The following is a 23314-nucleotide window of genomic DNA, read 5'->3' on the forward strand; positions in this document are numbered from 1 at the left end:
TCTGTAAGCCGCGTGTTGCAAGGGCAATATCTAAATACGCCTGAACATTGTTCTTATTGGACCCCAAAATCTCGTTATTGATACGTATAACCTCCTCAAAATATCCCAGGGATGACAGGGCAAGACCTACTCCTTTTAACGTACTCAGGTCATTTGGAAATAGTTCCAGAACTGATGTAATTATGCTTGCTGCTTTCTCCTTATCCCTGGATTTGAAATAGTCATAACATTCATAAAAAAAATTCATATTACTCTCATTAGCAGAACGCATATCTATATACAAACTGTAGGCTTCCGATAATGATGACGTGCGCTCCAGCTTTTTTCTAATTTCCGAAATAGAGGCTGCAAGGTTTTCATTGGACTCCGAGTAGATATTGTCCGTAAGCCTTGCCAGGTCTGTTGGTGCTCCTGTTTGTGCGGCAGTCGTGGCCGACTTCGTTGTTATCAGGATAACCCCATTGGCTCCCAAACTACCGTATTTATTGGTGGCCGCATATCCCTTCAGAACGGAAATTGAAGCGATGTTGTCCGGATTTACATAGTCAAATCCTGTCTGACTGGAAGAGGTAGCCCCGCGTGAAGAATCAGATTGTCGTTGAGGTACGCCATCTATCACTACGAGCCCATAATTATTTCCAAGAATGGAGGTATTAGAGCGCATGGTTGCTTTGCTGAGATCGTCCGTATTTCCAAGATTTACATTAGAGAATTTATTCAATACTGCTTGTGAAACATCCGTCTGAATAGGTGTTATGCTTTCATCGTCTATGGATTGAACAGCATAGCCAATTTTATCTTCATTCTCCTTCCCATAGGCCGTAGTAACCAGTTTGGCAGCTTCCTGTCTTTTTTCTACCAATACGACTTCCTCTAGCGAGACCACATTAGCTTCCAAAAATATAGACAAGGTCTCCTCTCCTTCAATTGGGACAACCTTATACGTATTGTTCACTCTACTAGACACCAGTAAGCTATCTCCGGCTTGTGCCTCAATATTGAAACTTCCATCGGGCAACGACCTAATGGCATTGGAAATCCCCTTCACCGAAATGACCACATCCGGGGCAGGGGCATTATTTACATACACCTTGCCTTTGATATTCATGACATTCCCTGATTCCTTCTTTTTTAAGCTGCCTATATTCTCGGGTAAAATAGCGGCAAAATCCATTAGCCTGTTTCGATTGATCAAAGCAGTTCTTTTTAGAAATTCTTCATCTCTATTCGGGGAACTGTTGATCAAATAGCTTTTTGCCGGTAAACTGGGTGCATCCTTGTTATATACTCTGTTTCCATCGGTAAATAAATAGATATTCGGATATTTAGAGACCTTATTGATTAGCTCATAGACATTGGCCCCATCATATACCACAGCTTCAAGATCCTTCCTTAGAGCCTGCCAGTTGCCATCTTTGATCTGATAGGTCTTTTCTTCGGTTACACTGTTAAATATGACCAATTGTACTTCCTGATCCGGAACCCGGACAAAAATTTTCTCTAAAATGGAAAAATCCTTCTGCAGATCCCTGTCTTTCATGGAAAGTGAGGCATCCCAAATGATGGTAGTATTCTTCACATCCGGGTCCTGCCCAAAGATGCCAGCACTGATAAAGACAAAAATTATAAGCAATGGAAAAACCTTCATAATGTCAATTTCCCTGATGTGTTTGAATGCGTGGAATAAGCAATAATTCTGTTTGTCTGCCATTTACATATCTAAATCCTTCCGGCCCATAAAATCCGGCTTCTTCAAGCATAATCCGAATGTCTCTTTTCCATTCGGGAATATTTACCGTGGCATTCAGCTCAATAGCATAAACGGTGTTAGGATTTAGGGGGTAGTTATCTCCGTCGTCTTTCATGACCCCTCCCTGGGAATCCCACATGCCTATGGTGGTACCCGCAGAATGTCCGTAAAGTCCCAATGGATGCGTGTAGATAGCAGGTTGTAAGCCGTCGGCCTTTGATTGAGAAAGGGCCGAAGCAAGAATTTGATTCCCTGTCAGTCCTTTTTTCATATTCATCGTTAGAAAATCCTGAACTTTATTTCCTTTTTTTAAAGCTTCGACAAGGAATTCCGGGGGCCGGGTTTCCTCCGGGCGGAGCACATATGCCAATTCCTGACAATCTGTATTGAGTCGCAGATAGCTGATCCCAAAATCGCAATGCAGCAGGTCTCCCGGCAATATGACCATGTCTTCCGGACGACCCGAAAATGAGTAAAGATGACTTACTAATTCTTCATTAGACCTTTGTATGTCTACCGTGGGGTGAAACCAGGTCTCCAGTCCAAGATCTGTAACTTTCTGACGCATCCACCATTCTACCTCAGAGGTTGTTGTAATTCCGGGCGTAATAACAGCTTCAGAAAATGCTTCTTTTATAATGTTATGTGTAATGCTTACCAACTGATTGAATATAACCATTTCGCGCTCTGTGCGAGTTTCTATCCAACGAACGGCCAATTGTTCGGCAGAGCCTACTCTTTTTTTGTATTTCGCAGGCAGGTAGCGCATAAATTCGTCATAGTCTGTTTTGTCCAAACCATCCGCAATATTATGATCCATGGAATAATTGAGTCCTATTTTTTCCGGATCTCGCTCTTCTATAAGTTGCATTAGTCGCTTCCACTGGTCTGGTTCTTCTTCCTTGTTCCAGGCAGAAGCAATATTCTTCCCCACATTATAACGGGCAACGGCCAGTTTCTCCATGGTGTTTTTTGAATTATCCCTGTAAAAAAGCAGGATGGTACGGCGGCGTGCATTGAGCCAGGTAGCAGGTAACATGGTCCTTAGTACCGGATCTTCATTGTATTCCCTGGAAATGACGATCCACATATCCATGCCTGCATTGTCCATTAATTGGGGCAAGAGCACATCAAAGCGTTCCGCAAGAATTTCATCCACAACCCGCGCACGTTCCTTCTCAGGAAGTATGTGTTGTGCACCCATCATACTTGTTATTAAAAGGAAACAATAGAAAAGTATATACCTCATTAGACCAACTGTTTTAGTGTTATTTATAAGGCGCAAATAACAAAAGCTGTTTACACCGTAATGATAGTTTGAAATTACACCTTTTTAAGCTGAATCTAAAATTCTGTATCTTTCCGTATGAAGAAAATATTTCTCTGCATCACGGCTGTGGTGTTGGTTTCTTTTGGATGTTCCCAGTCCTCTGCGCCGAAGGGAGAAAACCCTGTTGAAACGGTTTTTCAACCCGCACAGGTTCTTTTTATTGGCAACAGCCATACCAATTACAACAATGGTATTCCTTTTTATCTTCAAGGCTTTCTTACCCAAATAGAGCTGCCTTATAACCCGGTTGTTGAAAAGATAACTGTGGATGGGTCCACAATGAGTCAACACGCCCAAGATGCAACTACCCTTTCCAAAATGGCGGAAAGGGAATGGGATATTATGGTATTCCAGGAAAACACCTCTGTAGCGGCTAATAATAATTTAGAAGCTACCGTTGGAATGCAGGAATTGCGCTTTAAGATACCCAATTCAACCACCCGTTTATTCCTGTTTATGACCTGGGCCTATGAGGCCGAACCAGCAATGTTAGCTGACATTAAAACAACCTATGAGACTACAGCACCCTTGGTCTCGGGTACCATTGTACCGGTAGGATTGGCTTTTCAAGAGATCCTGAATGATCCTGGAAATACGCTTGCCTTATATAATCCGGACGGAATACACCCCAGTGTGGAAGGCACTTTTCTGGCTTCTGCCATGTTCTATGCAGCCATTTATGAAAAAGATCCCAGGCTAAACCCTTATAATGGCGGACTGGCGGAAGAAGATGCATCCTATCTGAAAGAAAAGGCCTATGAGACCATGCACAACTATCCTAATTGAGCCAAAAGCATTGTATTGATTTCCTTTCTGAGCAATTTGCCATTTTCCGAGCGCAGGAAATTCTCAACCTCATAAATTTCTTTTGGATTTTCATATTTCTTAAGATCGGTCAACTTTTCGATACCCGTTCTCAAAGATGTTTTATTGACCTTGCCTTCTACAATCAGCACCAATTTTTCTCCCAATTCCTTATCCGGAATTCCCGTGACCATAAAACTGGCTTTTACTAGTGGACCTAATTTTTTTTCGATCTGTTCCGGATAGAGTTTAACCCCTCCGGAGTTGATCACATGGTCCCAACGGCCTAACCATTTAAACTCCCTGTCAGAAATTAGGGTAACCACATCATTGGTAGTAAGGGAATCGACCCCTAATGAAGGGGCGTGTATTTGCAGGCAATTCCTGTCGTCCTGAGCAACTTTGATCCCAGGTAAAGCGTAAAAAGAATCTGAGGATCCTTGGGCATCCTTGGGATCGAAATTATTAAGTGGCCTCACAGCGATATGAGAACAGGTTTCAGTCATGCCATAGGTTTCAAAGATATGGGTAGGCAAATTTTTTAGTTTTGACCTTAGTTCTCCGGAAACCGGGGCACCCCCTACTATGAGTGTTTTAATGTTAGCAATGTCCTTTAGCGACTTTTCCAATTGCAACGGGACCATGGCACAAAAATCATAGGTCTTTAATAAACCACTGAGCGGAGAGGATGAAGGGGGTGTATAATCCAGGGATAATCCCAATATCATGGCCCGTACCAGCATCATCTTTGCCGCAATATGTTTTGCTGAAAGGCAAAGCAATGCGGTATCTTTTTCCTTTATTCCAAAATACTTCCCTGTAGATAGCGCAGAATTGGTCATTGCCTGTTTGGATAAAGAAATATTCTTTGGGGTGCCGGTAGAACCCGATGTCTTAACAAGGATCGAATCATGCGGAGAGATCCAATCCATCAAAAAGTCGCCAATGAGCTGTTCTTCCTTATCTCCTTCTTTAATAAGGCTATAAGCCACATCTTGTAATTCGGACAACGTATAATGAAACCCTTGCAGGGCAAAATGCGGATGGATACTATTAGAAGGATTATCCATTTGTGTTGCTTTCTAAGAATACCTCTCTGGATGGTACACTGCCTGTTAATCTTTCTCTCCAATCCTTCCACCCATATTTACGGCCAAAGAAGAAGAGTAAGATTGGGAATACTACAAATACAGGTACCAGAATATCCCAGTCTAGCACTGGATCTGAAATATCCCTGTAGACCGAATTTGTTTGAAAGGCTGTCCAATCTGCCGTCACTAAGAGGGCACCAAAAAGATTGTTGGCCGCATGAAAACCCAAGGCAAGTTCCAGGCCTTCATCCATTAATGTGATGATCCCCAGAAAGAGTCCGGTGCCTATATAAAAAATTAAAATACCATAACCCAATTTCTCCACCTCTGGATTCAATATGTGCATAAAACCGAATAATAAAGAGGTAAACAGTAAAGGAAACCACCTATTCTTGGTAGCAGTACCCAGCCCTTGCATCATATAGCCTCTTATAAAATATTCCTCCATACTGGTTTGTATTGGAATCATTAAAATGGCCACTATGAAAAGAATCAAAAATGGAATAAGTTCAAAATTGAATGCATAGTCTTCAGGAGTTAGAAAAATGTCTAAAAAAATAAAAATTGCCGAAATTGACCCCCAAATAAAAAATGAAAAGAAAATACGCTTCCAATCAATTTTTTTTCTTGCCGTTGTTAAAGAAGTTATCGATTGTTTATGTAAGAATTTTACGCAGACAAAAACCGCTATTAACCCAATGGCAAATGTCAGAAGCAATAAAAACAAAAATGTGTTTGATCCTAAAACCTGAGACATCAAACCTATGTCCCCACTCATCATAGCAGACATTCCTCCTTCTTTTAAAGCTAAAGCACCCAATAAAGGAATTGCACCAATAAACTGCCAAACTATAAAGACACCAAATATTCCTATTAAATAACGCCAACTATCGCTAAGACCTTTGTATGCCTGCTCTATATACATAAATTCTCAATTAAATTATTTTCCCATTTTTTAGACGTATTGTAACATAACGTGCCGCCAGAAACTTCCAATGGACTTGCAATATTGTTTGTAAAGAGACTTCCTGTTCCAAGGCCTTGCGGCAGAGGGTTTTTTAAGGTAAAGGTCCATTGTGCTATAGCATTCAATCCTATATTGCTTTCAAGCGCGCTGGTTACCCACCATTTAATATTCCTTTCATTTGCTAATGTAATCCATTCTTGACTTCCGTTAAACCCGCCAACTAAACTTGGTTTCAGTATTATATATTGCGGGGCTACCATTTGTAGCAATTCACGTCTTTTTGTTTCATCTACCACTCCAATTAATTCCTCATCGAGCGCAATATCCAGCATCCCACTATCACACACTTGTTTCATTAAAGATAGATTTCCAGGTTTTATAGGTTGTTCAATAGAGTGAATGACCAACTTGGCCAGTTCCTCTAACTTATAAAACACATCTTCTTTTTCAAATGCGCCATTCGCATCCACCCTTAATTCAATCTCTTCCGGTGAAAAACGTTCCCGTATTCCTTTTAATAAAGATAATTCTGTTTCAAAATCGATCGCCCCGATCTTCAGTTTTATACATCTAAACCCGTCTGCTATTCGCTGGCGGATCTGCGATTCCATATACTCCTTATCGCCCATCCAGATAAGTCCATTGATTGGAATAGGCATTCCTTGTTTTGTAAATTCTGAAGGAAAAAGGAGAAATGGATCCTCAGCAGCAAACGATCTGAATGCCTGTTCTAGCCCAAATTGTATACTTGGATACATAGATAAAGTGGGCAACAAGGTCTCTAAGCCCTGGTCTATATGATCGCAGACCCATTGCAGTTTAGTCTCATAGTCCGGGACATCGTCCATACTTAGTCCACGGAACATTGCACATTCGCCAATGCCCACCTGCGTACCATTAAAGAGGATCAAAAACCAGGTGCTCTTTTGAGTTAAAACACCCCGGGAAGTGCCTCCGGGTTGTTTAAAGGTGAGTATGTGTCTTTTGTATGTAGCTTTCATCAGAATTGATGCAAATTTAGTTATATTTTGCCTCTAATAAATGTGACATGAAAACTATATCCGGGAAGGTGATATGGATTACCGGAGCCTCTTCCGGGATTGGAGAGGCACTTGCCAATGAATTGAGTGCAGGCGGAAATACCTTGATCCTCTCTGCAAGAAACGAAGAACGCCTAAAGGCAGTGAAGGCCCGCTGTAAAGATCCTGAAAAGGTACACCTTCTGCCAATGGATCTAGACAATTTTGATTTGATGTCTACCTTGGTAAACCAGGCCATAGCGGCTACGGGAACTATAGATATCTTAATAAATAATGCCGGAGTCAGTCAGCGTTCTTTACTCGCCGATACACAGTTTGAGGTCTACAAAAAACTCATAGACGTCAACTACCTGGGGACGGTGGCATTAACAAAAGCCTTGCTACCACATTTTATTACCCAACGAAAAGGCCACTTTGTGACGATCACAAGTTTAATGGGGCGTTTTGGGTCTCCGTTTCGTTCGGGTTACTGTGGCGCCAAGCATGCGCTACACGGATTTTTTGACGTGTTGAGAATGGAGCATGTACAAGACAACATTCAGGTTACCCTGATATGTCCGGGATTTATAAAAACCAATGTGGCGGTTAATGCACTTACGGCAGACGGTAGTCCTCAAAGTGCCAATGATCATGCCACATCCAAAGGAATGGAGCCAGCTGTCTTCGCAAAGAAAATGATGCATGCGGTAGCACGTAAAAAGTTCGAAGTCTATATTGGTGGCAAGGAGGTTTTCGGGGTCTACGTAAAGCGATTCTTTCCCAAATGGTTACACTATCTGGTGTTGAGGAGTGAGGTCGTCTAATTAGATGTTCATAGATTCTCCTATCGCAAGCAGGTTTAATTCCTTCCCAGCTTTTTGGAAGGTCTCCTTGGCCTTTTTATGGTCTATTTCAATATAGCCAAAAGTGTCATAATGATAACCGAGAATTTTGGAACATTCCACAAAGCCGGCCGCCAGTACAGCATCTTCAATACCCATAGTGAAATTATCTCCTATGGGCAGCACAGCAAGGTCTAAACTAAATTGCATAGGGATCAGTTTCATGTCTATCGTCAGGGCGGTATCTCCTGCAATATAGACGGTCTTTCCCTCTGCGCTAAGAATGAATCCCCCCGGCTGACCACCATAAGAACCATCTGCAAAAGAGGAGGTGTGTACGGCCTGAACATATTTTACCATCCCAAAAGAAAAGGACCAACTACCCCCGTGGTTCATGGGATGCACCCGTAGTCCTTTCTTTTCAAAATAAGTGGCGATTTCGTAATTACTGATGATCTTGGGGTTGGAGTGTTTGGCGATTTCCTCAACATCCAGCACATGATCCTGATGCGCATGAGTAAGCAATATGTAATCTGGCTTTAATTGTTTGATGGAAAGGGTGTCTGGCACCATGGGATTGCCCGTAATAAAAGGATCAACCAGGATGGTGTGATCTTTCAATTCTACCAAAAGAGACGCATGACCAAGAAAAGTGATCTTCATGAGTGTTTGTTTTTGGTCCTAATTTATTTAAAATTGAACCAAAAACGCACCCCTTCTGTAGATTTGTCGATATTTAAAGTGGATTGCAACTGATTTACCAGTCTGTTCATGAGTCTAATTCCCATTGAAGAACTGGCCCTTTCCTCAGAATCTTCCTGTAGTCCAATCCCATTATCGGTGTATTCAAAAAAGCCCTGATCCCCGTTCTTACGAAGATGAATATAGATCCTCCCATCTTCTTTGTCTTCCGGAAAAGCATATTTAAATGAATTAGAGACCAGTTCATTAAGGATAAGTCCAAAGGGAATGGCCCTGTCTATATCTAGTTCCACCCCTTCTGCATCAATCGTAATATTTATACTATGTCCGCCTTTTTTAAAGACAGATTGCACACTGTTTACCAGGCTTTCTATATACCCTTGCATCTCTATCACAGACAGGTCGTCATTCTGATATAATTTTTGATGGATCAGAGCCATGGCCTTCACCCTGCTCTTTCCTTCTTCCAAGGCTTCAATAGCAGCTTTACTGCGTGTATTCTTTGTCTGCAGACTCAACAAACTGGAAACCATTTGAAGATTGTTCTTTACCCTATGATGGATCTCTTTTAAGAGGGAATCCTTTTCAATAAGAGAATTTTCAATAATATGTTTTTGTTCTGCAATAAGACGTTGGTTCTTAATACTTTTTAAATAGGCGAATACCAATCCGGCAAATCCCAATAAAGTGAAAATTAGCGAAATGAATACCAGATTGGTACGTTCATCCATAGCTTCCATCTCACTTCTGTTCTGCGCCATTTCTAATTTCATCTGATTGTTCATCCTGCGCGAATCCTCCAGATTTTCCTGTGCAATGATTGCGGCTATTTGTTGTCTTTTTATGGACGATTCATTTACTTCCAGTGAGTCCTGAATACGAACATTCTTTTGAAGGTATAAGGCTTGATTTTTAAAATCGCCCATACGATCATAGTAGGCAGCGTATAATTTATTCTTTTTAACGATCTGGCTGGCCTTGGTTAGTTCTAAATCGATGTCCAGGTAGTCTTTGGCAACTTTTAACCTGTCCATCCTCAAATGACTTTCGGCCAAAGCCAACACATTTTCATTAGCTTCTGAAGAAGATCTTCCAATATTATTTTCCTCAATAGTGGAAATGCTCGTTTCCAGATAAGGTATAGCCTTGTCGAACTGATTCATTTGCACGTAGCATTTCCCAATGTTCCCATCAATGATGCCTTTGAGGAGGTTACCCTGAATGATCTCGCTTTCTGTTTTAACCGAACTCATGTCATTTTGAAAGACCTCTATGTACCCTTTGGCCTTGGAGAAATTTGTAAGGGCTGTAGAGGTTGATTTGTCTAAGAGAAGATAATTTCCAATCGAATTGTGGTATTGCGCCAACCCATAGAAATCATTGTCTGCCACCGTTTTTTGATTTTCCATGATATAATCCCTCATAGCCTGTCTGTGCAGGCCTAAACTGGAATAGATGTCATAGAAAGAGATATTATTCGTTAATCCCAGTTCTCTTTTTTGTTTTCTTATCTCTACCTGTTTGTCATATAATTGGAGGCGGGAATAGTTAGCATCGAGAAGATCGAGTAGTTTTTCTTTGAAGTTCAGATCTAGCTTATGCTTATTGCTGTATAACTTAGTAGAGAGGGAAACACTCTTTTCGTAATCGCCAATATCAAAAAAGATCTGTGATTGTATGAGCTGGTATTTTTTAATAGCGAGAGAATCCTTTGCTTTTTCAGAATTTTTAGTAAAGCGATCTACTGTGTCTAACCAGTCATAGGCAGAATGACTATTGTAGCGGTTTACGGTGGCGAAGAAATAGGTAAACCTATCCTCAACAGTAGATTGATTTTGGAATTGGATAAGGGCATCGGCCTCAAGAGGTTCTATTTCCTGCGCGATCCCCAATCCTACGGTTAGGGAGAAAATATAACATAGAATCGTGCCAAGCCTTTTTGCCATAACATGCCTAGTACCTTGTAATAATGTGTTTATCAAAATTTATTCGAGAAAAAAACTCTTTTAAAAATACCTCTCAAACTTACCATAAATTAACGGTCTTGCTAAATAATTGTTGTAAACCGAAGGGTTTGTGTGGTTATTTAGAACTCCGTTGTTATTGCCATCTGAGTTCACTCTTTTTCTATTAAAAAAATGAAAGCAGGTAAAGCTTGCAATTTATGCTACCTGCCCTCAAAACATAAAAAAGACCATACATTGCTGCATAGTCTTTTAATAAGGTTTTAAAAATGGTAAGATTTGGGATGTTCCTGGGAACGCCTCAAAAATACATGGAAGGGGAACAGGTTTTTGAGAATTGTTGTGAATGGCCTCTTTTCTGTTGTGAAAACCCCACTAGCTGTATATGAAATGTATTTCGTCGATTATTTCAGGATTTTATGGATGTTGGAGATCTTGTGTCTCATTGCTGTCTGGCAGACATAAAAAAAGGACCTCAACTTTACAGAAAAGGCCCTTTTAACGAGAACACTATATGAAAATGAAAAAAATTAACTTCTATTGTTGAATACCAAAGTACCCTCAAGAAGTTACAATCTCAAATGAATGTTGTAAAAGTTAATGAAGCTGTTGTGAGCGGTGTTAAACCCGATCTTTCGGAACAATTGTATCCTAGCCGTGAAGCGTTTATGAATTCATCGCAGAAATGATGAACTCCTTGAACTCCTTGGATATAGGGATCAGGGTATTATTGATCATGATATCTTTAGAGTTGATCGCATCGATATGGTCCACATTCACAATGTACGACTTATGGGCCCTGTAGAATTTGTGCTTTGGCAACTTCTCTAAATAATCTTTCAGAGGAGATCTTACCAGAAATTTTTTGTCTACCGTATTTACTTCCAGATAAACATTATCTGCCTTAATGAATTGAATGTCCTCAAATTGAATCCGATAATACAGATGTTGTTTCTTTACGAAGATCGAGTCTTTCAAAACAGAATTGGAGACAAGTTGTTCTTCCCTGGCGGGTGATGAGCCATCGCCAGAAGACTTTTCAGAATAATCAAAATTGGACAAGGCAATTTCTATCGAAGTATAAAGATCTTGTTGTTCAAAAGGTTTAACCAGATATCCATTAGGCTTAACAGTTTTGGCGTTTTCTACCGTTGCCCTGTCTGAGTTGGAGGTGACAAAGATGAATGGGATATTATATTTTTCGCGGATATGTTTTCCAAGGTCGATCCCTGTTTTGTCTGATGCCAATATGATGTCTATCAGGACCAGATCTACATGGTTATTTTTGAGGACCTCTTCTGCTTGCTCATAGACTATGACATTGTCCACGATCTCATACCCTATTTCTTCGAGCATCGATTGCATGTCGTCTGCAATGATCACGTTATCTTCAACTATAAGAATCTTGATGGCTTGTTCCAAAATGGATGGGGTTTTACGAAGGTTATGGTTCTCAAATTTACAAAAAAATATTAAACCCAAGATAAAAGAATAGGGCCATAAAAAAGGTGCTTAAAGCCACTATTTTAAGCTCCGGATCAAATTTCTTTGGCTCCACTACCCCGCTAACCTTTCGCAGATGCAGCCCTAAAGGAACAAAGGCAAGCAGGCACAAAGTCTGATACCATTGGGATGCATTAAGCGCAATAAAGAAAATCATACAGAGGAAGGCACCAACCACTAACAGATAATGATATTGTCTGGCCCGGCGCATCCCTAATTTTACTACCAGGGTGAACTTTCCGGCCTGTACATCAGAATTGTGGTCCCTCAAATTATTAAGATTTAATACGGCCGTACTTAAAAGGCCTATCGCAATTGCCGGAAGTACTGCGGCTAACGTCAGATATTTGGTAAACAGGAACATAGACCCCAACACACTTAAGAGCCCAAAGAATGCAAAAACAAACAGATCTCCCAAACCTTTGTACCCATAGGCAGACTTTCCTACCGTATAGCGTATGGCCGACCATACGGCGAGTGCTCCGAAGACAGTAAACAGCAGAAAAAATTCGGGTAGCCCATTAAATGCCTGGTACAAAAGTATTCCTATACAAAGCAAAGTAAGTACTACGGCTATCAGAATACCTGTTTTAAGTTCTGTACTGGAGAGTTCTCCACTTTGATAGGCGCGTTTTGGACCGATGCGTTCATCATTATCGGTGCCTTTAATGCCATCGCCATAATCATTGGCAAGATTTGAAATGATCTGTAATCCAAGCGTAGAGAGCAGGGCCAGAAAAAAAATGGTCCAGTCCGTTGCCCCATACATAGCCGCAAGACCGCTTCCTATCAGAATTCCGGAAACAGACAAAGGCAGGGTCCGTAAACGAACCGCATTAAGCCAGGCTTTTGTTTTCAATAATATTAATTGGCAGGTTCTATCTTCAGACGTTTGCCCTCTTTGTAAGAGGCAACAAAGGCATCTTCAAATCCCATACTCACTAATTGCTTTCTGAATTTCTGGGCTTCCTCCAGGGTTTCAAAATTCCCCAGGGAGTAAGAATAAAAAGGATTGGTCTTTACAAATAAAGTATTGTTTAAAGACTGTGATGAAAGGGTAAGGTTGTTCTCCACAAAGGATTTTATCTGTACGGAGTATATGGTTTCCTTTTCAAGAAAATTTTTAGCCAGGTAGAATTCATTCACCAGGCTCAATTCCCTATTTTGCTTCTTTAAATTGTCTATTCTAGTTAAAACTACCTGCATACTATCAACAGGAACATTTAGGCTATTGGCTTCCAAATTTTGCTTATTTGTAAATACACCTGCCGTAAATGAAGTAATGGCGAGAGAGGCTATCAGGAAGAGTGCTGTAATACCCGCAAAAATATTACGCTGTATTTTCTTGCGCTTTAATTCTTTGTTCTTGTATTTTATTTGATCTAATAATCGCTCATTTATGATCTGAGCTTTATCAATGTCTTTGTGCAGTTCCAGCAAGTCACTTTCTTCAATAAATGGCATATAAACGTTTTTTAAAAAGTGGGATCTAAATATAACTAAAAAGCTAACAATCAAAAAAATAAAACACAGTATTTAGAGAATTAAATTCACTCCCTATTTAAAGATGAGCAAAAAGCCAACTCTCCAAGATTTTTATTGGCTACCTCAGACCTTGTGAATACCGTCTTCCTTGATGGTTATCTTGTGCTCTTTATACAAGGTACCTATGGCTTTTTTAAAGGTTTTTTTACTCATGGCAAACCAGTTCTTTATTTCTTCAGGACTCGACTTGTCATGTAGTTTTAGATGGCCACCTTCTTCCAGTAACTTTTGGTAGATCAATTGGGCCGCAGGCTCTAAGGCCTTTGCCCCTAGAGGCTGAAGTGTAATATCCAGTTTTTTGTCTGGTCGTATTTGCTTCACATACCCTTTTAACTGGTCGCCTTCTGCAATAGGTTGAAAGATGTCACTGTGAAAGATGAGTCCCCTGCAGCGACCATTGACCACTACATCCCAGCCTAGCTCGGAATGTCTGTAAACCAGCAGATCTACTTCCTCATTGACGGTCAGATGCAGCTCCTCGTTATTCAGGAATTTTGAAAGTTTGCTCGAACCCACCAGTCGGAAGGAGAGTTCATCAAGATAACAATAGATCACCTGCCAATTGCCCTCTACCAATTTAGTTCTTTGTTCCCCATAAGGCACCAGCAAATGCTTTTCCAGACCCCAGTCCAAAAAGGCTCCAATTTCATTTACCTCGGCCACTCTTAAAAAGCCAAATTCATTTCGTTTTACAAAGGGCTGCAGCGTAGTTGCGATGGGTCTTTCTTCATGATCCAGATAGCAGAAGACGTTTATCTCATCTCCAATCTCAAAAGTATCAGGAACATATTTATTGGGAAGCAGAAGGTCGTCCACATCCTTATCGCCAAGAAAAAGACCAACGCTGGTGCTTCTAAGTATGGTGAGTTTATTGTAATTGCCTAATTCTATCATAATTTATGGAAGCAACTCAGATGTTGTGGTCTTTTGGTTCGGACGCTGACCTCTGAGATTACAGTTATTTATTTATACACTTCTTCCCTGCCAAATTTTTTAGTGAGCAGGTAGTAGATCACCGCGCGGTATTTGGTACGCTCAGAAACGCCGTAGGTAGTCATTATTTCTTGGATGGCCCCGTCCAAACGCAGATCTTCAGACAAACCTAGTTTCTTTATTAGGAAATTATTCTTTACGGTAGCCAGCTCTTTTTCATCGGTACCAGAAACATTGGCAGAATCCCTGTTATAAATAGAAGGACCCAAACCTATTGCGACCTTTTTTAACAAGGACATGTCTGGCTCAACGCCAAATCTGTCTTTTAGGTGTGCGGCGTATTTTACAATTAATTCATCTCGTTTATTAGCCATACGTATTCGTTCAATGTTAGAATATTACTTAGTTTGAAGATATAAAATCAAAGTAAGCAAGCAAAATTTGATCGTTCACCTCAGCCGGCGTTTTGATCTCCAGAAGTTTAGGTCTGTCTGAAGCTTCGTAAAAGTGTTCCAGGACTTTTAATAATTCAGTTTTATCGGATACTAATTGATATTCTATAGCGTACATCTCGCATAGGGGTTTGGCATTCAACTCATGAGCAGTCTCAAAAAACGTCCTGAAATTCTTAGAATCTTCTTTTCCGGGTAATATCCTAAAAATACCTCCTCCCCCATTGTTAATGAGTATGATCCTGAAATCCGAACGCAGATATTGATTCCACAATCCATTACTGTCATAGAAAAAACTAAGATCCCCTGTGATCAATACTGTGGGGGTTTTCTTATGCAATGAAGCCCCTACAGCTGTAGAGGTACTACCATCAATTCCACTGGTACCCCTGTTGCAATATACCTCTAAGCCATTATGCATATTAAAAAGCTGTGCGTAACGTACCGTTGAACTATTGGCAAGTTGTATCATAGCACTTTTAGGAAGTTGCTCCATAAGTTTATCAAAAACCCACATGTCCGAAAATGGGATGATATCTACATATGCCTTTCTACGCCGGGTATAATGATCTCGGATACCCAACCATTGGTCCCTATATGCACTGGGAACGATGTTTATGTCCGGGATAAATTGTTCCAGGAAGGTGTTAAGCTTGCTTTTAAAATGATGAGAGAGACAAAAGAAAGTGTCATTGGCCCTTTGTTCATGAACATGCCAGTGTTCTGCGGGTTTGTATCTGCGTAAGAAAGCTTTGATCTTTTTAGAGACCACCAATCCCCCAAAGGTCAGTAGAATGTCTGGTTGTAGCGCCTTAAATGATTCTTCTTTATCTTCTGATTCTTCTATGGGTGCTATGATGCTATCTATGCTTGGCAGAATATTGGGATGATGGAGATTGGAAGTGGTTTCTGTAAAAATAAGCACCGAAGGATCTCCGGCCAATGCATCCAGCCATCGCATATCCATTTCATTTGGAGGTAATACCCCTACCAAGATCATCTTTCTCTTGGCTGTGTTCCATTTCCCGGTAAACACCGAGACATCTTCTACTTTCTTGTGCTTGGGCGCTATGCGAATATTAATTTCTTGTTGTACATCACTGTGGTCCTGGGTGTTGTAAAGGGGCTCCTCAAAAGGCACATTAATATGAACAGGAAGGCGCTTTTCAAAAGCTGTTCTAAGGGCCATGGATAGTTGTTCCTGGTTGAATTCATTGATCTTCCGTTGCATTTCTTTAAGAGAAACGTCTTCCGGGATCCTGGAAGCATCATAGGTTTTAACGGTTCCTGTTGCATGGGTAACATCTTGCTGTAAGTTAGCCGAATACCCGATATGCCTTTCAAAAACATGGTCTTGACGTATCGTCTGTCCGTCTCCGATATCTATTCTGTAGGGAGGTCTGTCTGCAGAGATAATTACAAGTGGATGGCCGCTGTAAAAAGCTTCTGCGACCGCAGGATAATAATTGAGCAAGGCGCTCCCGGAGGTACATAGAACCACTACCGGATGTTTTAATTGCTGTGCCATTCCGGCGGCAAAAAAAGCAGCACATCGTTCATCAACGATGCTGTAACAATCAAAATAAGGATCTTCTGTAAAACCAATGATCAGCGGTGCATTCCTTGAGCCCGGAGAAATCACGATCTGTGATATCTCTACAGCCTTGCAATACTGAACTAAGAGTTGGGCAGAAGGTATACTCGGGTGTTTCATAGGCCTGCAAAAATACGATGCAGCATATTGCTTTCCCAATCTTATCCCATAATTCTATACGACCTGGAGCATGGTTTTACTTTTAGCCACTGTTTCTTCCCATTCCCGGTCTGGATGTGAGTCTTCAGTAATTCCGCCGCCCACATAAATGATCGCTTTCTGCTCCTTAAGTTCCATACATCTGAGGTTCACAAACAAACGGGTGTACGTTTCCGTACCCATATTTAGCTCTCCCAGATACCCGGTGTAATATCCTCTGGAATAGTTTTCATGTGCTAACAGAAATAAACGTGCTGCCTCCAAAGGCATGCCACAAACAGCAGGTGTAGGATGTAAGGAATGAAGTAAGGTCTTGGTATTTCCAGGGTCATATTGGCCGCTTATAGTAGTTTTTAAATGGTATAAATTACCGGTATCTATAGTTTCAACATCAGAGATCTGCATCTTTTCAACATGAGCTGAAAGAGCAGTTTTAATGTAAGATGTTACCAACCGCTGCTCTTCTTTTTCCTTTGCTCCCCAACCAGGGGTAGGAAACTGAGATTTTTGGAGCGTCCCAGCCAGGGCAACAGTAGCAAATTCTTTCCCTCTTTGGCTCCATAGAATTTCAGGGGTTGCTCCAACCCAGGTGCCCACTTTTGGATGAAACCAATAATAACAAAACGCTTGGGGATACCTTTGCAACATTCTTTGAAAAATCTCTAAGGGAGTGGATGTCGTGGTCACTTCGAGTTTCCTGGAAAGGACCACTTTTTTTAAAGTTCCCAACTTTATCTGTTCAATGGCCTTTTCAACAAGCTTTTTGTATCGATTTTCCTCAGAAGACAATTCCTTTACGGCAATTTCCTTGGGATCGATTTTATTTTCAGCAGCCTTAAATACGGCCGATACCTCACTGTCGGGCCTTATCAGAATGGGTAGGGAATCTTTTAAGAAAGGTCCGAAGACAAAGCCCCTTTCTGTGAAATTGGTGACCTCATGGATGCGGGCGTCATGTTGAAAAACTGCCTGAACACTATTTTCACCGGGATTTTTAAAAAGTACTCCCGGCAGTTTATTCTTAAAATGAATAGCTGCTTCCTCTATTAAGTGCTTAAAGGAATTACTTTTTGGGTAAGGCAATGGTGGTGAGTTTACAAAGCGAAATTAGCCGATCTTCTTCATCTGTGATCCTGATCTCCCATAGTTGGGTGGTCCTTCCTTTATGGATGATAGTTGCCCGGGCAAATACAAAGCCTTCTCTAATACTGCGAACATGATTGGCTGCAATCTCTATCCCCCGAACAAAAAAGGATTGCCCATCTAAAAATACGTATGAAGCGGCACTCCCAACACTTTCAGCCAGCGCAACGGTGGCACCTCCATGTAACACGCCATCCGGTTGATGTACTTTGGGAGTAACCGGCATCTTTGCGATGAGGTAATTCTCCCCCACATCTACATATTCTATATCCAGGGTCTCCATTAAAGTATTTTTGCGAATCTCATTACAGACCTTTAAGATTTTCTCTTTGTAGTTATCCATTTACTTATTTTTGGCAAAATTAAGCATTCATTAGCAACTAAACAGATCCCAACTTGTAAAATGGCGACGGAAGAAAAAAACATATCCTATCTAACAGAGAACACTTATACAACCCTAAATAAACTTTCTCCTAAAACCTCTCACGTCTGGGTGGTATTCCACGGTATTGGTTTTTTAAGCCGATATTTTCTAAAATACTTTGAGGGTCTGGATCCGGAGAAACATTATATTATTGCCCCACAGGCGCCTTCAAAATACTATTTGAACGGAGAATACAAACACGTAGGTGCCAGCTGGCTGACAAAAGAAAACACCGCTTCTGAGACTACCAACCTACTGTCTTACCTGGATGGCGTTATGGCCAACGAAGCAGTGCCAGAGCAGTGCCGTCTGGTAGTATTTGGATTTTCACAGGGAGTATCCGTTGCTATGCGTTGGGTGGCACACAGACAAATAAAATGTCATCATTTATTACTCTATGCCGGAGGAATTCCTAATGAACTGAAAAGGGAACAATTGAGTCATCTTGATGACCAGTGCCAGGTTAAGATAATCATGGGCAATACCGATGTATATCTAACTGAAGAGCGTATAGCACAGGAACGAAAAAAAATGGAGCTTCTTTTTCAAGGACGAGAGCAAATTCAACTCTTTGAGGGGGGTCACGAGATCAAGAAAGATATAATCAACAAGCTGCCATGAATCTAGAGGATATAGCCCTGGAGAATGCTTATGTAAAGCTTATGCCACTTTCGTTAGAGAATTCCCTGCAATTGATCCCCATTGCGCTACAGCCTAAGTTGATACAGTACTCTCCGTCTGATATTGAATCTGAGGATGCCTTTAAAGATTATGTGGCTTTGGCCCTGGAACAAAGAGATCTAAGAGCGTCTATCCCCTTTTTGATATACAGCAAAGTCCACAAATGTGCCGTTGGTTGCACCCGTTTTATGAATATAGACTGGAAGAACAAGGTATTACATATTGGTTGCACATGGTTGGGACGCGAATTTCACGGTACCGGTGTAAATACCCAGATTAAAATCCTTATGATCGATTTTGCCTTTGAAGCTCTTCAATTTGAAAAAGTTGAATTCCGAATTGACGAACGAAACCTGCAATCCAGAAAAGCAGTTGAAAAGCTTGGAGGCATTTTAGAAGGTATTTTGCGTAAAAATGTTTATCTCCTGAATGGATATAAAAGAAATACCTGTTGTTATGGCATTTTGCCCGAAGAGTGGAAAGAGAACAAAGCCAAATTAACCAAAGGAAAGTAAGCACATTATCCCATATCTTATCCTTTCATCTAATTCTTTAACAAATAGCACTTTAAGAACAATATAGCCATCTCCTTCGGCGTTGTAGCATCCCATCAAGAATTATACATTTTAAGATCTCAAACTGTATTAAACCTACCCATGAAAAATTATCTATCCCTGTTTGCGTGCTTCCTTTTCGCTTTAATTGCACAAGCTAACTGTACCAATGCCTATTCTACGGCAGGATACAGCCTGTCCCATGCAAAAAAATCCATGAGCGCTAATAATTTTGAACATCAGCAATATTATGCCGAGCGTGCATTGATTGCTTTTGAAAAGGCAAAAGCCCAAATTGAAAGCTGCGGATGCCAGGCATCCATGAACCCTGCATTAGAAGGAATTAAAAACCTGGAGGCCTCTTTGAGTCAGACAAAATGGGATATGGGTCGGTTTTACACCAAAAAGGCCGTTGAGAATGCCCATCAATTACTTGAAAGTCTGGATATGTGTTCCCTGGATGATCCACAGGAATTTGACACGGGCTCAAATGAATCTTTAGAACCAGAAGCGAAAGAGATGCAGAGTCTGGAAGACCAAATAGCCAAGGAGCATATTTTGGAGGAGCAATTGAATTTTAAACGATTAGCCGAAATGGAGATCGCAGATCTGGAAAATGCTATACGGGAACTAGCCACACTTTTTCAATGCGACAAGGCTTTACACATTCTGAAAGATCGTAAATCTCGCACGGAAGAAGAACTGCAAGCGGAAAGTCTTGACAAAACCAAGGCATACTATCGTTCGCAAGTAGTAGCTATTCATAACAAAGCCCTCTTCGCTTTGATTGAATGCTCAAAAGATAAATAAACGATTTTGTAAACTTACCTAGCGGGAACTCCCCTATTCCTTGGGCAATTCTTCTTCGTAATAGACTATTCTTCTAGTGGTGTAACTATTGGCCGGCGTGATGATCTGTTTGATCCAGTTAGGGGGAAGATGGGCGTCAAATTGGTAGATATATTCCTGTTTGGTCCCCTGATTATTTGCCAGCGTCTTTTGTTTGGATATAAAACCGTTCTCATCGTATTCATAAAAAAACTCTTTCGATTTTACAAAGGAGGATTTTGTTATATCGTAGGAGTAAAGAATTTCATGATATGTTTTACCCAGCGAATCCTGGAACATCTCAGTGGCTTTGTAAGGCTCCCCGTTTACATAATCCTTTTCAAGAATATTGTATAGTCTATCCTTCTTTTTAGCCTGTACGGACCAGCGGATTGTTTTTTCTATGATCCCATTGGTCATTGTTGTTTGGGTTTTTTCACCATCAATGCTGTCCAGGGAAATCTGTATCTCATCGATACCTTCATTATTCTTTCTTTTAATGAGGGTCAATGATCCGGCAGTATCATAGAAATATTCGTTTTGTTCCAAAAATTCGTTCTGATAGGAATATACGAGCTCTTTTGTGATCTTGTTCTGAACCGAATCGATCGTATAAATATTGGCGATAGAGGTTTGCTTGTCCAGGTTATCCTCCCTGTAGTTCTCTACGCGCTTCTCCTTTAAGTGACCTTTTACATATTTGTAATAGCTAATGTCATAATCCGTATCACTGTACAGAGTGGTAACCTTGGTAAGTAAGCCTTCTTTATTGAATTCAAAGTCTTCTTTGCCATAATCCGTAATCACTAAACACGACTTTACTTTTCCTCTAAGGTCAAAATCGGCTTTTGTAAATACCTTTGGCAGCTGCCCATAACCAATACTGCCCGCTAACAGCAGAAGTACTGTAAGGACCAGTTCTAATTTCAGGATCTTAAGAAAAGGATACTTCATAGGCGTAAAATTACAGCTTCTTTCCACATTGAAAAACAAAATACATGCCGAAAAAAAAAGGGGCAGTAGTTACTGCCCCTTTTTAATCGAATAATCAAAAGTACTATTTTACTTCCTCAAAATCAACATCTTCTACATTATCTCCTTCTTTAGCTGAGTCTTCTGTAGGAGCTTCACCGTTAGCCGATGGTCCTTCCTGAGAAGCAGCCTGCGCCTTGTACATTTCTTCTGAAGCTACTTTCCATGCCTCGTTGATCTTCTCCAAGGCCGGAGTGATGACGGCAATATCTTTACTTTCATATGCCTTTTTTAACTCTTCCAGGGCACTTTCGATCGGTTTTTTCTTGTCATCAGACAATTTATCACCAAATTCCTTTAATTGTTTTTCTGTCTGAAAGATCATACCATCTGCTTCATTCAGCTTATCCGCTGATTCCTTGGCTTTTTTATCGGCCTCGGCATTTGCTTCAGCTTCTGCCTTCATTTTCTTGATCTCTTCTTCCGTAAGCCCCGATGACGCCTCAATACGGATATCTTGTGTCTTGTTCGTGGCTTTATCGGTGGCAGAGACTTTGATGATCCCGTTAGCGTCGATATCAAAGGTTACCTCAATTTGAGGAGTTCCTCTGGGTGATGGTGGAATTCCATCCAGGTGAAATCTTCCTATCGTTTTGTTATCCGCTGCCATAGGTCTTTCCCCCTGAAGCACGTGGATCTCAACAGATGGCTGATTATCTGCGGCGGTTGAGAACACTTGTGACTTTTTAGTAGGGATAGTAGTATTGGCGTCTATCAATTTGGTCATAACACTACCCATGGTCTCAATTCCTAAGGACAAAGGTGTTACATCCAATAACAGTACATCTTTTACGTCCCCTGTAAGTACTCCCCCCTGGATAGCAGCTCCAACAGCTACAACCTCATCCGGGTTTACTCCTTTAGATGGTTTTTTTCCAAAGAATTTTTCAACAGCTTCCTGTACGGCTGGAATTCTTGTTGAACCACCTACTAAAATGATCTCATCGATATCACTTTTTGATAGGCCTGCTGCTTTTAATGCTGTCTGGCATGGCTCTATGGTCCTTTTAACCAGGTCTGCGATCAATTGCTCAAATTTGGCCCGTGCCAGTGTGCGCACCAAGTGCTTAGGTCCGGATGCAGTGGCAGTTACATAAGGCAAGTTGATCTCTGTCTGTGTTGAGCTAGACAATTCTATCTTGGCTTTCTCTGCTGCCTCGCGTAAACGTTGCAAAGCCATGGCGTCTTTTCTAAGGTCTATGCCTTCTTCCTTGTTGAATTCATCTGCCAACCAGTCAATGATCTTCTGATCCACATCATCTCCTCCCAGGTGGGTATCCCCATCTGTTGAAAGCACCTCAAATACACCATCTCCTAATTCCAGGATAGATACATCGTGCGTTCCACCTCCAAAGTCGAACACCACAATTTTCTGGTCCTTGTGTTTTTTATCCAAACCATAAGCCAACGAAGCAGCTGTAGGTTCATTAATGATCCGTTCCACTTTAAGTCCGGCAATTTCTCCTGCTTCCTTAGTGGCTTGTCTTTGTGCATCATTAAAATAGGCAGGTACGGTGATCACTGCTCTGGTAACGGTTTGCCCTAAGTAATCCTCCGCTGTTTTCTTCATTTTCTGAAGGATCATGGCAGATAATTCCTGAGGAGTGTATAATCTACCGTCTATATCTACCCTTGGAGTATCGTTATCTCCTTTAACCACTTTATAAGGAACTCGCTCTGCCTCTTTCTTAGATTCAGAGTATTTATTCCCCATAAAACGTTTAATGGAATATATGGTCTTATGTGGGTTTGTTACAGCCTGTCTTTTAGCCGGGTCTCCCACTTTTATCTCGCCACCTTCTACAAAAGCAATCACAGATGGTGTGGTGCGTTTTCCTTCGGCGTTTGGAATCACAACAGGTTCATTACCCTCCATAACGGAAACACATGAGTTTGTTGTCCCCAAATCTATTCCAATAATTTTGCTCATTTTATCTTATTTAATATTAGTAGTATCTTACTTCAAATCGGTAATGAATGGTCAAACATAATGCCAA

At 41.0% G+C, this 23314-nt stretch carries 22 protein-coding genes; 5 read left to right on the plus strand and 17 right to left on the minus strand.

Going from position 1 to position 23314, the window contains the following annotated elements; all coding sequences use genetic code 11:
- Both WBM49_RS02125 and WBM49_RS02130 read right to left on the minus strand, forming a co-directional pair.
- Positions 1-1648, minus strand: a 1648-nt coding sequence (locus tag WBM49_RS02125; RefSeq protein ID WP_424370415.1) for a TonB-dependent receptor plug domain-containing protein, incomplete at its 3' end; no start/stop codon positions are given.
- A 4-nt stretch (positions 1649-1652) separates the two neighbouring features.
- Positions 1653-2999: a M24 family metallopeptidase gene (locus WBM49_RS02130; protein WP_424370416.1), complete on the minus strand. Its 1347-nt coding sequence runs from the start codon at positions 2997-2999 to the stop codon at positions 1653-1655.
- Between the two features lie 117 nt (positions 3000-3116).
- Between WBM49_RS02130 and WBM49_RS02135 the strand changes: the two genes are divergently transcribed.
- Positions 3117-3866 (plus strand): DUF4886 domain-containing protein, encoded by a 750-nt coding sequence (locus tag WBM49_RS02135; RefSeq protein WP_424370417.1) that lies wholly within the window; start codon positions 3117-3119, stop codon positions 3864-3866.
- Here the strand turns inward: WBM49_RS02135 and WBM49_RS02140 are convergent.
- The 3 genes from WBM49_RS02140 to WBM49_RS02150 are packed head-to-tail and all read right to left on the minus strand — an operon-like array spanning position 3854 to position 6943.
- Complete coding sequence (locus WBM49_RS02140; protein ID WP_424370418.1) at positions 3854-4954, minus strand: AMP-binding protein; 1101 nt, start codon at positions 4952-4954, stop codon at positions 3854-3856. The two genes, WBM49_RS02135 and WBM49_RS02140, sit on opposite strands and share 13 nt — an antisense overlap.
- Entirely contained in the window at positions 4947-5900 is a 954-nt protein-coding gene (locus WBM49_RS02145; protein WP_424370419.1) for a lysostaphin resistance A-like protein, read from the minus strand. The genes WBM49_RS02140 and WBM49_RS02145 overlap by 8 nt, the downstream gene beginning before the upstream one ends.
- The gene (locus WBM49_RS02150) at positions 5891-6943 is read right to left on the minus strand and encodes an o-succinylbenzoate synthase (protein ID WP_424370420.1); all 1053 of its coding nucleotides are present in this window, start codon (positions 6941-6943) and stop codon (positions 5891-5893) included. Before WBM49_RS02150 ends, WBM49_RS02145 begins: the two co-directional genes overlap by 10 nt.
- A gap of 47 nt (positions 6944-6990) precedes the next feature.
- Between WBM49_RS02150 and WBM49_RS02155 the strand changes: the two genes are divergently transcribed.
- On the plus strand, positions 6991-7785 hold the full coding sequence (locus tag WBM49_RS02155) for an SDR family oxidoreductase (RefSeq protein WP_424370421.1): 795 nt from the start codon (positions 6991-6993) through the stop codon (positions 7783-7785).
- On the opposite strand, the gene WBM49_RS02160 is transcribed toward WBM49_RS02155, so the two are convergent.
- The 10 genes from WBM49_RS02160 to WBM49_RS02205 all read right to left on the minus strand — a co-directional run bounded on the left by WBM49_RS02160 (position 7786) and on the right by WBM49_RS02205 (position 18141).
- Positions 7786-8466 (minus strand): metal-dependent hydrolase, encoded by a 681-nt coding sequence (locus WBM49_RS02160; protein ID WP_424370422.1) that lies wholly within the window; start codon positions 8464-8466, stop codon positions 7786-7788.
- 23 nt (positions 8467-8489) lie between these two features.
- Positions 8490-10451, minus strand: a complete 1962-nt coding sequence (locus WBM49_RS02165) for a sensor histidine kinase (protein ID WP_424370423.1) — start codon at positions 10449-10451, stop codon at positions 8490-8492.
- A gap of 684 nt (positions 10452-11135) precedes the next feature.
- Entirely contained in the window at positions 11136-11891 is a 756-nt protein-coding gene (locus tag WBM49_RS02170) for a LytR/AlgR family response regulator transcription factor (RefSeq protein ID WP_424370424.1), read from the minus strand.
- A gap of 37 nt (positions 11892-11928) precedes the next feature.
- A complete protein-coding gene (menA, locus tag WBM49_RS02175) occupies positions 11929-12831 on the minus strand; it encodes a 1,4-dihydroxy-2-naphthoate octaprenyltransferase (RefSeq protein WP_424370425.1) in 903 nt (300 codons plus the stop codon).
- Between the two features lie 5 nt (positions 12832-12836).
- Complete coding sequence (locus tag WBM49_RS02180; RefSeq protein WP_424370426.1) at positions 12837-13436, minus strand: SPOR domain-containing protein; 600 nt, start codon at positions 13434-13436, stop codon at positions 12837-12839.
- Between the two features lie 144 nt (positions 13437-13580).
- Complete coding sequence (locus tag WBM49_RS02185) at positions 13581-14411, minus strand: CvfB family protein (protein WP_424370427.1); 831 nt, start codon at positions 14409-14411, stop codon at positions 13581-13583.
- A 68-nt stretch (positions 14412-14479) separates the two neighbouring features.
- On the minus strand, positions 14480-14824 hold the full coding sequence (locus WBM49_RS02190; RefSeq protein WP_424370428.1) for a DUF2853 family protein: 345 nt from the start codon (positions 14822-14824) through the stop codon (positions 14480-14482).
- A gap of 28 nt (positions 14825-14852) precedes the next feature.
- Complete coding sequence (gene menD / locus WBM49_RS02195) at positions 14853-16616, minus strand: 2-succinyl-5-enolpyruvyl-6-hydroxy-3-cyclohexene-1-carboxylic-acid synthase (RefSeq protein ID WP_424370429.1); 1764 nt, start codon at positions 16614-16616, stop codon at positions 14853-14855.
- Between the two features lie 54 nt (positions 16617-16670).
- Entirely contained in the window at positions 16671-17738 is a 1068-nt protein-coding gene (locus WBM49_RS02200) for an isochorismate synthase (RefSeq protein ID WP_424370430.1), read from the minus strand.
- Complete coding sequence (locus WBM49_RS02205; RefSeq protein WP_424370431.1) at positions 17719-18141, minus strand: PaaI family thioesterase; 423 nt, start codon at positions 18139-18141, stop codon at positions 17719-17721. The genes WBM49_RS02200 and WBM49_RS02205 overlap by 20 nt, the downstream gene beginning before the upstream one ends.
- A gap of 60 nt (positions 18142-18201) precedes the next feature.
- On the opposite strand from WBM49_RS02205, the gene WBM49_RS02210 reads away from it, so the two are divergent.
- The 3 genes from WBM49_RS02210 (at position 18202) to WBM49_RS02220 (ending at position 20267) form a co-directional block, all read left to right on the plus strand.
- The gene (locus WBM49_RS02210; RefSeq protein WP_424370432.1) at positions 18202-18843 is read left to right on the plus strand and encodes an alpha/beta hydrolase; all 642 of its coding nucleotides are present in this window, start codon (positions 18202-18204) and stop codon (positions 18841-18843) included.
- Positions 18840-19418, plus strand: a complete 579-nt coding sequence (locus tag WBM49_RS02215; RefSeq protein ID WP_424370433.1) for a GNAT family N-acetyltransferase — start codon at positions 18840-18842, stop codon at positions 19416-19418. The genes WBM49_RS02210 and WBM49_RS02215 overlap by 4 nt, the downstream gene beginning before the upstream one ends.
- A 141-nt stretch (positions 19419-19559) precedes the next feature.
- A complete protein-coding gene (locus tag WBM49_RS02220; RefSeq protein ID WP_424370434.1) occupies positions 19560-20267 on the plus strand; it encodes a hypothetical protein in 708 nt (235 codons plus the stop codon).
- A 33-nt stretch (positions 20268-20300) separates the two neighbouring features.
- On the opposite strand, the gene WBM49_RS02225 is transcribed toward WBM49_RS02220, so the two are convergent.
- Complete coding sequence (locus WBM49_RS02225; RefSeq protein WP_424370435.1) at positions 20301-21239, minus strand: hypothetical protein; 939 nt, start codon at positions 21237-21239, stop codon at positions 20301-20303.
- A 103-nt stretch (positions 21240-21342) separates the two neighbouring features.
- Positions 21343-23247, minus strand: a complete 1905-nt coding sequence (gene dnaK, locus WBM49_RS02230) for a molecular chaperone DnaK (RefSeq protein WP_424370436.1) — start codon at positions 23245-23247, stop codon at positions 21343-21345.
- Between the last annotated feature and the right edge of the window lie 67 nt (positions 23248-23314).

Origin of the sequence: Muriicola sp. (assembly GCF_049669965.1) — a bacterium.
Classification (GTDB): domain Bacteria; phylum Bacteroidota; class Bacteroidia; order Flavobacteriales; family Flavobacteriaceae; genus Muriicola.

Bases quoted from the DNA above. Each gene is read 5' to 3' on its own strand.
- WBM49_RS02130 (WP_424370416.1), bottom strand. From the start codon at position 2,999: ATGAGGTATATACTTTTCTATTGTTTCCTTTTAATAACAAGTATGATG.
- WBM49_RS02135 (WP_424370417.1), top strand. From the start codon at position 3,117: ATGAAGAAAATATTTCTCTGCATCACGGCTGTGGTGTTGGTTTCTTTT.
- WBM49_RS02140 (WP_424370418.1), bottom strand. From the start codon at position 4,954: ATGGATAATCCTTCTAATAGTATCCATCCGCATTTTGCCCTGCAAGGG.
- WBM49_RS02145 (WP_424370419.1), bottom strand. From the start codon at position 5,900: ATGTATATAGAGCAGGCATACAAAGGTCTTAGCGATAGTTGGCGTTAT.
- WBM49_RS02150 (WP_424370420.1), bottom strand. From the start codon at position 6,943: ATGAAAGCTACATACAAAAGACACATACTCACCTTTAAACAACCCGGA.
- WBM49_RS02155 (WP_424370421.1), top strand. From the start codon at position 6,991: ATGAAAACTATATCCGGGAAGGTGATATGGATTACCGGAGCCTCTTCC.
- WBM49_RS02160 (WP_424370422.1), bottom strand. From the start codon at position 8,466: ATGAAGATCACTTTTCTTGGTCATGCGTCTCTTTTGGTAGAATTGAAA.
- WBM49_RS02165 (WP_424370423.1), bottom strand. From the start codon at position 10,451: ATGGCAAAAAGGCTTGGCACGATTCTATGTTATATTTTCTCCCTAACC.
- WBM49_RS02180 (WP_424370426.1), bottom strand. From the start codon at position 13,436: ATGCCATTTATTGAAGAAAGTGACTTGCTGGAACTGCACAAAGACATT.
- WBM49_RS02185 (WP_424370427.1), bottom strand. From the start codon at position 14,411: ATGATAGAATTAGGCAATTACAATAAACTCACCATACTTAGAAGCACC.
- WBM49_RS02190 (WP_424370428.1), bottom strand. From the start codon at position 14,824: ATGGCTAATAAACGAGATGAATTAATTGTAAAATACGCCGCACACCTA.
- menD (WP_424370429.1), bottom strand. From the start codon at position 16,616: ATGAAACACCCGAGTATACCTTCTGCCCAACTCTTAGTTCAGTATTGC.
- WBM49_RS02205 (WP_424370431.1), bottom strand. From the start codon at position 18,141: ATGGATAACTACAAAGAGAAAATCTTAAAGGTCTGTAATGAGATTCGC.
- WBM49_RS02210 (WP_424370432.1), top strand. From the start codon at position 18,202: ATGGCGACGGAAGAAAAAAACATATCCTATCTAACAGAGAACACTTAT.
- WBM49_RS02215 (WP_424370433.1), top strand. From the start codon at position 18,840: ATGAATCTAGAGGATATAGCCCTGGAGAATGCTTATGTAAAGCTTATG.
- WBM49_RS02220 (WP_424370434.1), top strand. From the start codon at position 19,560: ATGAAAAATTATCTATCCCTGTTTGCGTGCTTCCTTTTCGCTTTAATT.
- WBM49_RS02225 (WP_424370435.1), bottom strand. From the start codon at position 21,239: ATGAAGTATCCTTTTCTTAAGATCCTGAAATTAGAACTGGTCCTTACA.
- dnaK (WP_424370436.1), bottom strand. From the start codon at position 23,247: ATGAGCAAAATTATTGGAATAGATTTGGGGACAACAAACTCATGTGTT.